This is a genomic window from Pseudomonas sp. RSB 5.4 (assembly GCF_037126175.1).
GTDB lineage: Bacteria > Pseudomonadota > Gammaproteobacteria > Pseudomonadales > Pseudomonadaceae > Aquipseudomonas > Aquipseudomonas fluorescens_H.
In genome coordinates, this window is sequence record NZ_CP146986.1 from 5,105,639 (window position 1) to 5,119,724 (window position 14,086).

Annotated in this window: 7 protein-coding genes; 3 read left to right on the forward strand and 4 right to left on the reverse strand. The window is 60.7% G+C overall.

Going from position 1 to position 14,086, the window contains the following annotated elements; genetic code table 11:
* Positions 1-177: 177 nt before the first annotated feature.
* The 4 genes from V9L13_RS23080 to aceE all read right to left on the reverse strand — a co-directional run bounded on the left by V9L13_RS23080 (position 178) and on the right by aceE (position 9,397).
* Positions 178-2,874: a GGDEF and EAL domain-containing protein gene (locus V9L13_RS23080; protein ID WP_003220992.1), complete on the reverse strand. Its 2,697-nt coding sequence runs from the start codon at positions 2,872-2,874 to the stop codon at positions 178-180.
* A 239-nt stretch (positions 2,875-3,113) separates the two neighbouring features.
* Positions 3,114-4,511, reverse strand: coding sequence for an alkaline phosphatase D family protein (locus tag V9L13_RS23085; protein WP_338800626.1), 1,398 nt, complete (start codon positions 4,509-4,511; stop codon positions 3,114-3,116).
* A gap of 273 nt (positions 4,512-4,784) precedes the next feature.
* Complete coding sequence (aceF, locus tag V9L13_RS23090) at positions 4,785-6,740, reverse strand: dihydrolipoyllysine-residue acetyltransferase (protein WP_338800627.1); 1,956 nt, start codon at positions 6,738-6,740, stop codon at positions 4,785-4,787.
* 11 nt (positions 6,741-6,751) lie between these two features.
* Entirely contained in the window at positions 6,752-9,397 is a 2,646-nt protein-coding gene (aceE, locus tag V9L13_RS23095) for a pyruvate dehydrogenase (acetyl-transferring), homodimeric type (protein ID WP_003220999.1), read from the reverse strand.
* A gap of 262 nt (positions 9,398-9,659) precedes the next feature.
* On the opposite strand from aceE, the gene V9L13_RS23100 reads away from it, so the two are divergent.
* The 3 genes from V9L13_RS23100 to waaF all read left to right on the forward strand — a co-directional run bounded on the left by V9L13_RS23100 (position 9,660) and on the right by waaF (position 14,086).
* The gene (locus tag V9L13_RS23100; protein ID WP_256198919.1) at positions 9,660-9,785 is read left to right on the forward strand and encodes a hypothetical protein; all 126 of its coding nucleotides are present in this window, start codon (positions 9,660-9,662) and stop codon (positions 9,783-9,785) included.
* Positions 9,782-12,721, forward strand: coding sequence for a bifunctional [glutamate--ammonia ligase]-adenylyl-L-tyrosine phosphorylase/[glutamate--ammonia-ligase] adenylyltransferase (glnE, locus tag V9L13_RS23105; protein WP_338800628.1), 2,940 nt, complete (start codon positions 9,782-9,784; stop codon positions 12,719-12,721). The genes V9L13_RS23100 and glnE overlap by 4 nt, the downstream gene beginning before the upstream one ends.
* Positions 12,722-13,051: 330 nt before the next feature.
* Positions 13,052-14,086 carry a lipopolysaccharide heptosyltransferase II gene (waaF, locus tag V9L13_RS23110; protein ID WP_103485550.1) on the forward strand — a complete coding sequence of 345 codons (1,035 nt, stop codon included), beginning with the start codon at positions 13,052-13,054 and terminating at the stop codon, positions 14,084-14,086.

A 14,086-nucleotide genomic window follows, 5' to 3' on the forward strand; every position in this document is an offset into this window, starting at 1 on the left:
TAAAAAGTCAGACCGTCAGTGTGCCGAATGATGCCGGATTTCGCACTATTCAAATGTGGGAGCGGGCTTGCTCGCGAATGCGGTGTGTCAGTCGACATCAACATTGCCTGACAAACCGCATTCGCGAGCAAGCCCGCTCCCACAAGGGGAGTTCATCGACAGGGACATCGGTGGGGGCTAGAGGCAGAGTGGGCCGCGCGGGTAGCGCTTGAGCGCCTGAATCAGCTCACCGCCGGGGATCGGCCGGTCGAACAGGTAGCCTTGGCCGACATCGCAGCGGTGGCGACGCAGGAACGCCAGTTGTTCGGCGGTCTCGATGCCTTCGGCCACGACTTTGAGCTTCAGGTTGTGGGCCATGGCGATCACCGCGGAGGTGATTTCCATGTCGTCCTGGTTGTCGGGGATTTCGTGGATGAAGCTGCGATCGATCTTGATGATGTCGATCGGGAATTTCTTCAGGTAGCTGAGCGACGAGTAACCGGTGCCGAAGTCGTCCATGGCCAGGGTCAGGCCCAGACGCTTGAGCTGATCGAGCTGCAAGTGAGTGTCTTCGGTGGCTTCCAGCAACAGGCCTTCGGTCAGCTCCAGTTCGAGCAGATTGGCCGGCAGCGCTTCTTCCTTGAGGATGTTGGCGATCGAGGCGACCAGATCCGGATCGGAGAACTGCTTCGGTGACAGGTTGATCGCCACTTGCAGATTGCCCAGGCCAGCGGCGGTCAGCGCCTTGCTCATACGGCAGGCCTGGCGGGCGATCCACTTGCCGATCGGGATGATCAGGCCGGTTTCTTCGGCGACGCTGATGAACTGGTCCGGGCGGATCATGCCGCGTTCCGGGTGATTCCAGCGCAGCAGCGCTTCCATGCCGAGCAGGCGACCGCTGCGCAGGCACAGTTTGGGTTGGTAGAACACGTCCAGCTCGTTCTGGGTCAGGGCGCGGCGCAGGTTGTTCTCGACGAACAGTTTGTAACTGGCTTCGGCGTTCAGCGCTTCGGTGAACACCTGAACCTGGTGTTTGCCATTGGCCTTGGCCTTGTGCAGGGCGAGGCCGGCGTTGCGCATCAGGGTTTGCGGATCGCGGCCATGCAGCGGCGCGCAGGCCAGACCCACCGAGCCGGTGACGCTGATCAACTGGTTGTCGACGAACATCGGCTTGTCGAGGGTCGCCAGCAACTGGTTGGCGATCTGCTGGCCGGTGGCGAGGTCGGTGTCGTCGAGCAGCACCGCAAATTCGTTACTGGCGAACCGCGCGAGGCTGCCGCTCGGGCTCAGGCTGTTGCGCAAGCGGCGGGCGAGGCTGATCAGCAACTTGTCGCCGGTCTGGTGACCGAGGCTGTCGTTGATCCGCTTGAAGTTGTCGATGTCCACCAGCAGCAGGCTGATCGGGGTATCGCTATCGCGGGCGAAGCGTTCATCCAGATTGCGGATAAACGCCGGGCGGTTGCCGAGGTTGGTCAGGTTGTCGGTGTACGCCAGACGTTCGATGCGCTGCTGCGCCAGTTTGGTCTGGGTGATGTCTTCGTAGATGCCGATGTAGTGCGTCAGTTCGCGGTTGTCGCCATACACCTTCGAGATCGACAACTGGCCCCAGTACGGTTCGAGGTTCTTGCGCCGGCTCTTGAATTCGCCCTGCCAGCTGTTGCTCTTGGCCAGCGCCGACGGCGCGTCGAACAGCAGCTCACTGAGGTTTTCCAGCGCCGGCAGCTCCGACAGGCGCTGGCCGTGGACTTCTTCGGTGGAGTACTGGGTGATCGCGGTGAAGCTCGGGTTGACGTACTCGACCACGCCGTCGCAATTGACCAGCAGAAAGGCGTTGGCACTTTGTTCGACGGCGCGCTGGAACAGGTGCAGCGCGCTGGTGGCGGTACGCCGGTTATGGTTGTTGATGACCTGGGCGAACTGGTCGGCCAGTTCACCGGCAAAGGCGATTTCATCGGACTGCCAGGCGCGGGTGACGCCGGTCTGCTCCAGACAGAGCACGCCGACCACTTGGCCATCGACGCGGATGCTGGCGTCGAGCATCGCGTTGACGTCACGCGGACGCAGGGCTTCGGCCATCTCGCGGGTGCGCGGGTCGCGCATCGCATTGTGCGCGTCGATGGCGCGGCTGCCGTGCAGGGCTTCCATGTAGTCGGGGAAGCCGCTGATGTCGATCACCTCCGGCAGGATGTATTCCTGCGTCGCGCGGTGATACGCCGAAATCGGCACCAGCAGGCTGCCTTCGAGGTTCCACAGGCTGGCACAGTCGATCTCATAGATATCACAGGCGCTGCGGGTGATCAGCTCGGCGGCTTCCTGCAGCGAGTTGTGGCTGCTGTAGCGCTGGCGAGCCAGCAACAGAATCAGATCCTGCTGGGCGCGTACCCGCTCCAGGTGCTGCAGTTGCTCCTGCTGGGCGCGCTGGTTCAGTTCCAAAGCGATCTGCAGGCGCGAATTCTGGGTTTCGAGGTCGACGCAGGGCACCGCTGGCGCGCCGTCGAACACATCATCGACCGCCAGCAGATAACCGCGCAGCAAGTGCCGATTGTGCTGCTTATAGGCCTCGCCCAGCTCAAGGATGCTCAGCGCACCAGCGGCGGTGTGCAGGGTGTAGCGCACCAGATAATGCGGGCTGTCGCGCAGTTGTTGCTGAATGGTGTCGTGCAGTTGATAGCGCGCTTCGGGTTCCATCAGGCTGGCGTAAGGCGAGCCGACCAACGCACACAATTCGACGGCTGGCTGGCCGAACTGGCGTTCACAGTTGGGGTCGAGAAACAGCATCGCCCAGCTCGCTTCATTCAAGCGCTCGAAACGCAGCATGCCGAGCCGCGAGGGCACAGGCAGCTGCGTCACTACCTCGACCGCCATACGGCTGGCGGCATCGGGTTGGCTCTTCATGAAGGAACTCGCTTGGAAATATGCTGAACGCGCCGGGCTCGCGCCCTCTTTACTGTTGCCTGCGGCAAGGTTGCATCATTGCGGCACCGACTGACAAGAGAGATGAAGGCCAAGTGCTATAAGAATATGTCGGCCGCACAGGGCATTTCTCCAGCGCGTGGCAAAAAGTAATACGGATGTGCGCCGCGAGTGCCGTTCCAGAGCGCTTCGCGCGCGGGAACGGCATTTTGTTCAGGGCTTCAGCGCAGGTTGATTTCGATCGATTGCAGGCGTTTGCCGTCGCGATCATGGTAATTGACCTGAATTTTTCCGGCCTCAACCACCACATGGGCGAAGTTGTCTTCGCTGACCACTGTGCTGGTCAATTCATGTTGATAATCGCCTGCTGCCGTGCGCGCCAGCGGTTGATCAAGGATGAACGTCGACGCCTTGGCATAGGGCAACAGCTTGCTGTTGCAAAACGGCGAGGAAACGATGGTGTGGACTTCGAAGTCCGGGTCTTCGCTGTGGGTCAGGCGCGAGGTCAGCGAGCCATGCACATCGCCCGAGACAAACACGACATTCTTGATGCGTCGGGTGCGGATGGTTTCCAGCAGCCGCAAGCGCTGCTCCGGGAAGGCTTTCCAGGCATCGTCACCATGCAGTTTGCGATCCGGGTAGAACATTACGCTGGTCACCACGAATTTCACTCGCGCCGGGCTGTTGATCAGCCACTTGAGCAGCGCCTGTTCCTGCGCCTCATCCAGTATGCGCCGATCATCGGCTGACAAGTTGCGTCGAGTGCGGCTGTCCGTCACAAACCATTCGATGTCACCGTCACTGAATTGATACCAGTAGTGCTCGAGCTTTGCGCGATTCACCTCTTTGTTAGTTGTAAGCTCGTGCGCAGGGCCGTGGCTGGCTTGATAGATTTCATAGGCGGCCATGGCATTGCGATATAACACTTGATCAGACTTGCTGGCGTTCGCCGGCCAGTTGTCTTCGATTTCGTGATCATCCAGGATCATGTAAGTCGATGTACCGGACATCAAACGCTGAATGTTGGGTTGAGAGAATGCCGCACGGTACTTGCTGAGGATTTCCTTATATTCACGATCAGGTGCGATTAGATTGAGGTCGTCGACATAAATCTGATCGCCCGTCATTAACGTGGCACTGATCGGTGGTTGCGCGCCTTCGATCAACTGGTTGATGGAAGCAAAGATCCGATCTCCCAGTTGCGGCAGCGACGGGATGCCGGCGGTCATGCGCAAGTAACGGCAGGAGCCGACGATATAGGCCCTTGGCTGCAGGGCTTTGCTGGAGCGGGTGCGCAATCGATAGATTTCCCGGGGCCACTGCAGCGGCAGTTCGGCGACACTGTCCACGGTATGTACCGGATTCATCGGGCTGAACCAGCCGGTCTGGTATTCATATTCGGTGTCGCTGCTCAAGTTGTTGAGGGTGAACACTTCGGTCATGTCGCGCAGTGCGCTGGGCTCAGCGAAAGTGCCTGCTGACCACTGTTGTGTTCCTGCAGTCCGATGGCGAATGGCGGCAAATACCGGTGCGTTGCCTTGATTGTCTGCGCGCATGAATATGCGGGCATGATTAGTTGTGGTGTGGCCGATAATCGGGCCGATAGTTGGTTTGAACATATTCGAATCCATTCGAGTAAGTCTGGTTTTGATAAATAACGCAGGAAGTTGCTTATTTGATCGGGAGGCAAAGATTAGTTGGCGGTCGACGAAAAATATCGAGGCGAAGTGGACTGCGTTCGTAGTTCAAGTAAACCGAACTTGTAGGAAGAGGCGCTGTACTTTTCTCTAGGCAAAAAAAGCCCCGTCAAACTGACGGGGTTGAGGTACGAGCGTGTGGCGCTCGAAAACGTGGGACGCAATCGGCCCTCCGTTGCCGGAGGGCCGAACGCTTTACAGCAGGATGGTGCGGATGTCGCCCAACAGGCTGCCCAGACGCTGGGTGAAGCGTGCAGCAGCAGCGCCGTTAATCACACGGTGATCGTAGGACAGCGACAGTGGCAGCATCAGTTTCGGCTGGAAGGCTTTGCCGTCCCAGACTGGCTGGATGGTTGCCTTGGAAACACCGAGGATCGCCACTTCCGGCGCGTTGACGATCGGCGTGAAGCCGGTGCCGCCAATGTGGCCGAGGCTGGAAATGGTGAAGCAGGCGCCTTGCATCTCGTCCGAAGAGAGCTTCTTGGTGCGGGCTTTTTCAGCCAGCGAAGCAGCTTCTGCAGCCAATTGCAGCAGGCTCTTCTGGTCGACGTTCTTGATGACCGGTACCAGCAGGCCATCAGGAGTGTCGACCGCGAAACCGATGTTGACGTACTTCTTGCGAATGATCGCCTTGCCGCTTGGCGCCAGCGAACTGTTGAAGTCCGGCAGTTCCTTGAGCAGGTGCGCACAGGTCTTGAGCAGCAGCGGCAGGATGGTCAGCTTGACGCCGGCCTTCTCTGCGACGGCTTTCTGCGCAACGCGGAACGCTTCCAGCTCAGTGATATCCGCCGAGTCGAATTGCGTCACGTGCGGCACGTTCAGCCAGCTGCGGTGCAGGTTGGCAGCGCCGACCTGCATCAGGCGGGTCATCGGCACTTCTTCGATTTCACCGAAGCGGCTGAAGTCCACGACCGGGATCGGCGGGATGCCCGCGCCACCGGTTGCGCCGCCAGCAGCCGGCGCTTCTTTGGCCTTCTGCATCATCGCCTTGACGTAAACCTGCACGTCTTCCTTGAGGATGCGACCGTGCGGACCGCTGGCGCCTACAGCGCTCAGCTCGACGCCGAACTCACGGGCCAGTTGACGCACGGCCGGGCCGGCGTGAACTTTGGCACCAGGCTTGGCCGGAGCAGCGGCCGGAGCGGCAGCCGCAGGTGCAGCGGCAGCCGGAGCAGCAGCGGCAGGTGCCGGAGCATTTGCAGCAGCGGCAGCTGGAGCCGGGGCAGCAGCAGGCGCTGCGCCTTTGACTTTCAGCTTGAGGATCAGGTCGCCGGTACCGACTTCGTCGTCCAGCTTGATCGAAACGCTTTCCACCACGCCAGCGGCAGGCGATGGGATTTCCATGCTTGCCTTGTCGGATTCGAGGGTGATCAGCGACTGGTCGGCTTCAACGCTGTCGCCAGCCTTGACCAACACTTCGATGATCTTGGCCTTGCCGGCCGAACCGATGTCCGGAACGTGGATGTCCTGAACGCTGTCGGCAACTGGAGCAGCCGGGGCTGCTGCAGGAGCAGGCGCAGCGGCAGCGGCTGGCGCAGCAGCCTGAGCCGGAGCGGCCGCAGCAGGGGCCGCAGCACCCGCCACTTCCAGATCGAGGATCAGGTCGCCGGTGCCGACTTCGTCGTTGAGCTTGACGCTGATGGCCTTGACCACGCCTGCGGCAGGCGACGGGATTTCCATGCTCGCCTTGTCGGATTCGAGGGTGATCAGCGATTGATCAGCCTCGACCTTGTCGCCGACCTTGACCTGGATCTCGATGATCTGGGCCTTGCCCGACGAACCGATGTCCGGCACGTGCACTTGCTGCACCGAAGCGGCAGCAGGCGCAGCGGCTGGCGCGGCGGCGGCAGGGGCCGCAGCCGGTTTTTCTTCGGCTTTCTTGGCCGGAGCAGCAGGAGCAGGGGCCGCAGCAGCGGCGCCCTCGACTTCCAGCTCGAGCAGTTCGTCGCCTTCTTTCAGACGGTCGCCCAGCTTCACTTTCAGGCTTTTGATGACGCCGGCTTTCGGGGCCGGCACTTCCATGCTGGCCTTGTCCGATTCCAGGGTCAGGATGCTCTGGTCGGCTTCGATACGGTCGCCGACCTTCACAAACAGTTCAATTACTTCACCTTCACCGCTGCCGATGTCAGGTACGCGAATGAGTTCGCTCACAAAATGTCTCCTCAGCAGTCCAGTGGGTTGCGTTTTTCCGGGTCGATGCCGAACTTGACGATGGCCTCAGCCACGACTTTAGGTTCGATATCACCACGGTCAGCCAGTGCTTCCAGGGCTGCCAACACCACGAAATGACGGTCGACTTCGAAGAAATGACGCAGTTTCTTGCGGCTGTCGCTGCGGCCGAAACCGTCGGTGCCCAGGACTTTGAATTCCTTGGACGGTACCCACTGACGGATCTGCTCGGCGAACAGCTTCATGTAGTCGGTAGAAGCGATGACCGGACCTTTACGGCCGCTCAGGCACTCTTCAACGTAGCTCTGCTTAGGCTTCTGGCCAGGCTTCAGACGGTTGCTGCGCTCAACGGCCAGGCCGTCGCGACGCAGTTCGTTGAAGCTGGTGACGCTCCATACGTCAGCGCCGATGTTGAACTCTTCACGCAGAATCTTCGCCGCTTCACGCACTTCACGCAGGATGGTGCCGGAGCCCATCAGCTGTACGTGATGCGCTGCATCGCGGGTGTCTTCTTCGAGCAGGTACATGCCTTTCTTGATGCCTTCTTCGGCACCGGCCGGCATGGCTGGCTGCTGGTACGACTCGTTCATCACGGTGATGTAGTAGAAGATGTCCTGTTGCTCTTCGGTCATCTTCTTCATGCCGTCCTGAATGATCACCGCCAGCTCGTAGCCGTAGGTTGGATCGTAGGTGCGGCAGTTCGGGATGGTCGCGGCCAGCAGGTGGCTGTGACCGTCTTCGTGCTGCAGGCCTTCACCGTTCAGGGTGGTACGGCCGGCGGTGCCGCCGATCAGGAAGCCACGGGTACGGCTGTCGCCGGCGGCCCAGGCCAGGTCACCGATACGCTGGAAGCCGAACATCGAGTAGAAGATGTAGAACGGCAGCATCGGCTGGTTGTGGCTGGAGTACGAAGTACCGGCGGCGATGAAGGAACTCATGGCGCCCGCTTCGTTGATGCCTTCTTCAAGGATCTGACCTTTCTGGTCTTCCTTGTAGAACATCACCTGGTCTTTATCGACTGGCTCGTAGAGCTGGCCGACGGAGGAGTAGATGCCCAGCTGACGGAACATGCCTTCCATACCGAAGGTACGGGCTTCGTCCGGGATGATCGGCACGATGCGCGGGCCGATTTCCTTGTCCTTGACCAGTTGCGCGAGGATCCGCACGAAGGCCATGGTGGTGGAAATTTCACGGTCGCCCGAACCATCGAGGATGGCTTTCAGGGTGTCCAGGTCCGGGGTCGGTACGCTGAAGCTCTGCGCGCGGCGCTGCGGTACGAAACCGCCCAGTGCAGCACGGCGCTCGCTCAGGTAGCGGGCTTCGGCGCTGTTTGGCTCTGGCTTGAAGAACGGCAGGTTCTCCAGCTCTTCGTCCTTGACCGGGATGTCGAAGCGGTCGCGGAACAACTTCAGGCTGTCGACGTCGACTTTCTTGGTGTTGTGCGCAGTGTTTTTCGCTTCGCCGGCACCGGTGCCATAACCCTTGATGGTCTTGGCCAGGATGACGGTTGGTTGTTCTTTGTGGTTGACCGCTTCGTGGTACGCCGCATAGACCTTGTACGGGTCGTGGCCGCCACGGTTGAGTTTCCAGATCTCGTCGTCGGACAGATCGGCAACCATCGCCTTGAGTTCAGGCGTGTTGAAGAAGTGCTCGCGAACGAACGCGCCGTCTTTGGCTTTGTAGTTCTGGTACTCGCCGTCGATGACTTCGTCCATGCGACGTTGCAGGATGCCGTCGACGTCCTTGGCCAGCAGTGGGTCCCAGAAACGGCCCCAGATGACTTTGGTCACGTTCCACTGAGCACCGCGGAACACGCCTTCGAGTTCCTGGATGATCTTGCCGTTGCCGCGAACCGGGCCGTCGAGGCGCTGCAGGTTGCAGTTGATGACGAAGATCAGGTTGTCCAGCTTCTCGCGGCCGGCCAGGGAGATCGCGCCCAGGGATTCCGGCTCGTCGCACTCGCCGTCGCCCAGGAAGCACCAGACTTTCTGTTTGCCCGGCTGGATGAAACCGCGGTGTTCCAGGTACTTCATGAAGCGTGCCTGGTAGATCGCCTGGATCGGGCCCAGACCCATGGATACGGTCGGGAACTGCCAGAAGTCAGGCATCAGCCAAGGGTGCGGATAGGACGACAGGCCCTGACCGTCGACTTCCTGGCGGAAGTTGTTCATCTGGTCTTCGGTGATGCGGCCTTCCATGAACGCACGGGCGTAAACGCCTGGCGAGGTGTGGCCCTGGAAGTAGATCAGGTCGCCGCCGTGTTCGTCGGTCGGGGCCTGGAAGAAGTAGTTGAAGCCGATGTCATACAGGGTCGCGCTGGAAGCGAAGCTGGAGATGTGACCACCCAGGTCAGAATCTTTCAGGTTCGTACGCATTACCATGGCCATCGCGTTCCAGCGCACCAGCGAGCGAATGCGGCGTTCCATGAACAGGTCGCCAGGCATGCGTGCTTCGTGGGTTACCGGGATGGTGTTGCGGTAAGGCGTGGTGATGGCGTAAGGGAGCTGCGAACCGCTGCGGGTCGCCAGTTCACCCATACGGGTCATCAGATAGTGAGCACGGTCTTCGCCTTCTTTGTCGAGAACCGATTCCAGGGCGTCCAGCCATTCCTGGGTTTCGACGGGATCGAGGTCTTGCATGGCTTGCTCCAGGGCGGAAAGGCTTCCAGAATCGGTTGCCTGAGTTTGCGACTGGCCTTGTGGGCAGACGATTTAAAATTCTTGGATTGCCGACAGGTTGTTCCGGCGGCGTGTAGTTTTACTACAAATCTTTGAGCATTTCAGCCTTTCGCCTGTATAGACGAGTAGTAAAACTACAGAGGAAAGGCTTGTGGCCTCCGACTGCGTTGTGAGAATAATCGTTAAGGTTGGTCGATTACCATCCGAAAAAGGTGAAAGTTTGATGCTGGATGCCAAAGAAGAAGAAATTTCAGCTATTTCTAACTTTTGTTCGACAGTCCTTCGCGTAGCGGGTTTTCATCAAACACTACAAGCGGCCATTTACACGCCGATCAAGGATAGACCATGACCCTGCCCGTGCTTGCCGAACTCCCCGCCATTCTCCTGCCGTTGGTCACTCGATCCGAGCAGTCGTTCCGTACGGCCGTCGCCGCGCTGGAAGACGATCATGGCTTCTCCAACTGGACGCCGGAACGCTGGGCGCAATTCGCCCGCGTCAGTGCCGCCAGCGATTTCGTCATTGAACAGAGCGTTCGTGACCCTTTGATGTTGCTGTCGCTGGTGCAGTCCGGCGAACTCGATCGGCCGTTCGCACCGGGGGAATTGTGTGCGCAGATTGCCGCAGCGGTGGCTGCCGCGCAAAGCGAAGACGAACTCGGTCGCGTCCTGCGTCGCCAGCGTGCCCGCCATCAAGTGCGGATCATCTGGCGTGACCTGAACCGCCAGGCTGATCTGGTACAGACCTGCCGCGACCTGTCGGACATGGCCGACGCCACCATCGATCAAGCCTACCAATGGCTGTACAGCCGCCATTGCCAGCAGTTCGGTACGCCGACCGGTCGGCGCAGCGGTCTGCCGCAGCAGATGGTCATCCTCGGCATGGGCAAGCTTGGCGCGGTCGAGCTGAACCTGTCGTCGGACATCGACCTGATCTTCGCCTACCCCGAGGGCGGCGAAACCGTCGGCGTGAAACGCGCGCTGGATAATCAGGAATTCTTCATCCGTCTCGGTCAGCGCCTGATCAAGGCCCTCGACCCGATGACCGTCGACGGTTTCGTGTTCCGCGTTGACATGCGCCTGCGCCCGTACGGTTCGTCCGGCGCGCTGGTGCTGAGCTTCAATGCGCTGGAGCAGTATTACCAGGACCAGGGCCGCGACTGGGAACGCTACGCGATGATCAAGGCGCGAGTGGTGGCCGGCGATCAGACGGCCGGCGCGCAGTTGCTCGATATGCTGCGCCCGTTCGTCTACCGGCGTTATCTGGATTTCTCGGCGATCGAAGCGCTGCGCACCATGAAGCAGCTGATCCAGCAGGAAGTGCGGCGCAAGGGCATGGCCGACAACATCAAGCTCGGCTCCGGCGGTATCCGCGAAGTCGAGTTCATCGCCCAGGCCTTCCAGTTGATCCACGGCGGGCGCGACCTGAGCCTGCAACAGCGTCCTCTATTAAAGGTGCTGAGCACGCTGGAAGGGCAGGGCTATCTGCCGCCGGCGGTGATCAATGAGCTGCGCGAAGGTTACGAATTCCTGCGTTACACCGAGCACGCGATCCAGGCGATTGCCGACCGCCAGACCCAGATGTTGCCGGACGGCGCTCAGGATCAGGCGCGTATCGCGTTCATGCTCGGTTTTGCCGATTGGGCAGCTTTCCACGAAAAACTGATGTTCTGGCGCGGTCGCGTGGCCTGGCACTTTGCGCAGGTGATCGCCGATCCCGATGAAGAAGAGGGCGCCGACTGCGAAGTGGTGGTCGGCGGTGAGTGGTTGCCGCTGTGGGAAGAGGCGCAGGATGAAGAGGCCGCTTGCCGGCAGCTCGAAGAGGGCGGTTTCGCCGATGCGACCAAGGCCCTGAAAGCGCTGGCGAGCCTGCGTGGCAGTCCGCAATTGCGCGCGATGCAGCGGCTGGGTCGCGAGCGTCTTGATGCGTTTATCCCGCGCCTGCTGGCCCAGGCGGTGGAGCATGACAACCCGGATCTGGTGCTGGAGCGGGTGCTTCCGCTGGTCGAAGCGGTCGCCCGACGTTCGGCTTATTTAGTGTTGCTGACGGAAAATCCCGGCGCCCTGCGGCGTTTGCTCACGCTGTGTGCGGCCAGTCCGTGGATTGCCGAGCAGATCACCCGTTTCCCGCTGCTGCTCGACGAATTGCTCAACGAAGGCCGGCTGTTCAAGCCGCCCCTGGCGCCGGAACTGGCTGCCGAGTTGCGCGAACGCCTGACGCGGATTCCCGAAGACGACCTCGAACAGCAGATGGAAGCCCTGCGTCACTTCAAACTGGCGCACCGCTTGCGCGTCGCTGCCTCGGAAATCGCCGGCAGCCTGCCGTTGATGAAAGTCAGCGATTACCTGACCTGGCTGGCCGAGGCGATTCTCGAGCAAGTGCTGGCGTTGGCCTGGCGTCAGACGGTGGCCAAGTACGGCACGCCGCTGCGCACTGATGGCACCCTGTGCGATCCCGGCTTCATCATTGTCGGTTACGGGAAAGTCGGCGGGCTGGAACTGGGGCATGGTTCGGATCTGGATCTGGTGTTCATCCATGACGGCGATCCGCAGGCGGAAACCGATGGGCCGAAGCCAATCGATGGCGCGCAGTTCTTCACCCGGCTGGGGCAGCGGATCATTCACTTGCTGACGGCGCAGACCAACTCCGGTCAGCTGTATGAAGTGGACATGCGTTTGCGCCCGTCCGGCGCGTCGGGGCTGTTGGTCAGTTCGCTCGGTGCTTTCGAGCGCTATCAGGAAAATGAAGCCTGGACCTGGGAACATCAGGCGCTGGTGCGGGCGCGGGTGCTGGTCGGCAGTCAGGATGTCGGTCAGGCCTTCGAGAAAGTCCGCGCGCAGGTTTTGGGCAAGGCGCGGGATCTGGCGAAGCTGCAGCAGGAAGTCAGCGAGATGCGCGCCAAGATGCGCGATAACCTCGGCAGCAAGAGCACGGCGGCCGGCACGGCGGCAAATGCCTTTGAGGCTACAGCGCCGTTCGACCTCAAGCAGGACGCCGGAGGTATCGTCGATATTGAATTTATGGTGCAATACGCGGCCCTGGCGTGGTCGCACAGCCACCCGCCACTGCTGCGCTGGACCGATAACATCCGCATTCTGGAAGAGCTGGAACACGAAGGGCTGATGCCTGCCGAAGATGCCAGTCTGCTGCGTGAGGCCTATAAAGCCTACCGCTCCGCCGCCCACCGACAGGCCTTGCAGAAGGATGCCGGGGTGATTGCAGGCGACCAGTTTGTCGAGGAGCGCCGGCAGGTATTGCGGATCTGGAAAGAGTTGGGGCTAAGCTGAAACCGGATATTTGAAACACCTGATGGCCCCTGTGGGAGCGGGCTTGCTCGCGAAAGCGCAGTGTCAGTCACCACCGATGCAGGATGTGACGGCCCCTTCGCGAGCAAGCCCGCTCCCACAGTGGATCTGCGTTGAATTGCAGATGCAGGGCCGAATGCGAAACCCTGTGGGAGCGAGCCTGCTCGCGATAGCGGAGTATCAGACGACAATAATGTTGGATGTGAAGACCCTTTCGCGAGCAAGCCCGCTCCCACAGCAGATCTACAGTGTTTGTAGAATTCTCGAGGCGGGGAGGCGTAAATGCCTCCCCGGTTCGTTTATGGAAACCACATGAATATTCTGATCGTTGGGCCCAGTTGGGTCGGTGACATGGTGATGGCGCAGACACTGTTTCAGTGTCTCAAGCAGCGCCACCCGCAATGCGAAATCGACGTGCTGGCCCCCGAGTGGAGCCGGCCGATCCTTGAACGCATGCCCGAAGTGCGCAAGGCCTTGAGCTTTCCGCTCGGCCATGGCGTGCTGGAATTGGCCACGCGTCGGCGGATCGGCAAGTCCCTGGCCGGTCAGTACGATCAGGCGATCCTGCTGCCGAACTCGCTGAAGTCGGCGCTGGTGCCGTTTTTCGCCGGCATCAAGCAGCGCACTGGCTGGCGCGGCGAGTTCCGCTACGGCCTGCTCAATGACGTGCGCACGTTGGATAAAGAACGTTATCCGCTGATGATCGAACGCTTCATGGCCCTGGCTTACGAGCCGAACGCCGAGCTGCCGAAACCTTATCCGCGTCCGAGCCTGCAAATCGATCCGGTGACCCGCGAAGCGGCACTGGCGAAATTTGGCCTGACCCTTGACCGCCCGGTGTTGGCGCTGTGCCCCGGCGCCGAGTTCGGCGAATCCAAGCGCTGGCCCTCCGAGCATTACGCCAAGGTCGCCGAAGCGCGGATTCGCGAAGGCTGGCAGGTGTGGCTGTTCGGCTCGAAAAACGACCACGCGGTGGGCGAAGACATCCGCGCACGGTTGATTCCCGGCCTGCGTGAAGAGTCGGTCAACCTCAGCGGCGGCACCTCGCTGGCCGAGGCCATCGACCTGCTGTCCTGCGCCGATTCGGTGGTGTCCAACGACTCCGGCCTGATGCACGTAGCGGCAGCACTGAACCGTCCACTGGTGGCGGTCTACGGCTCGACTTCGCCGGGCTTCACCCCGCCGCTGGCCGAGCACGTCGAAATCGTTCGGCTGGGTCTCGATTGCAGTCCGTGTTTCGACCGTACCTGCCGATTCGGCCATTACAACTGCCTGCGCCAGCTGATGCCGGACGCGGTCAACGATGCCTTGCAGAAATTGCAGGGCACTGTGGTCGAGGTTCATTAA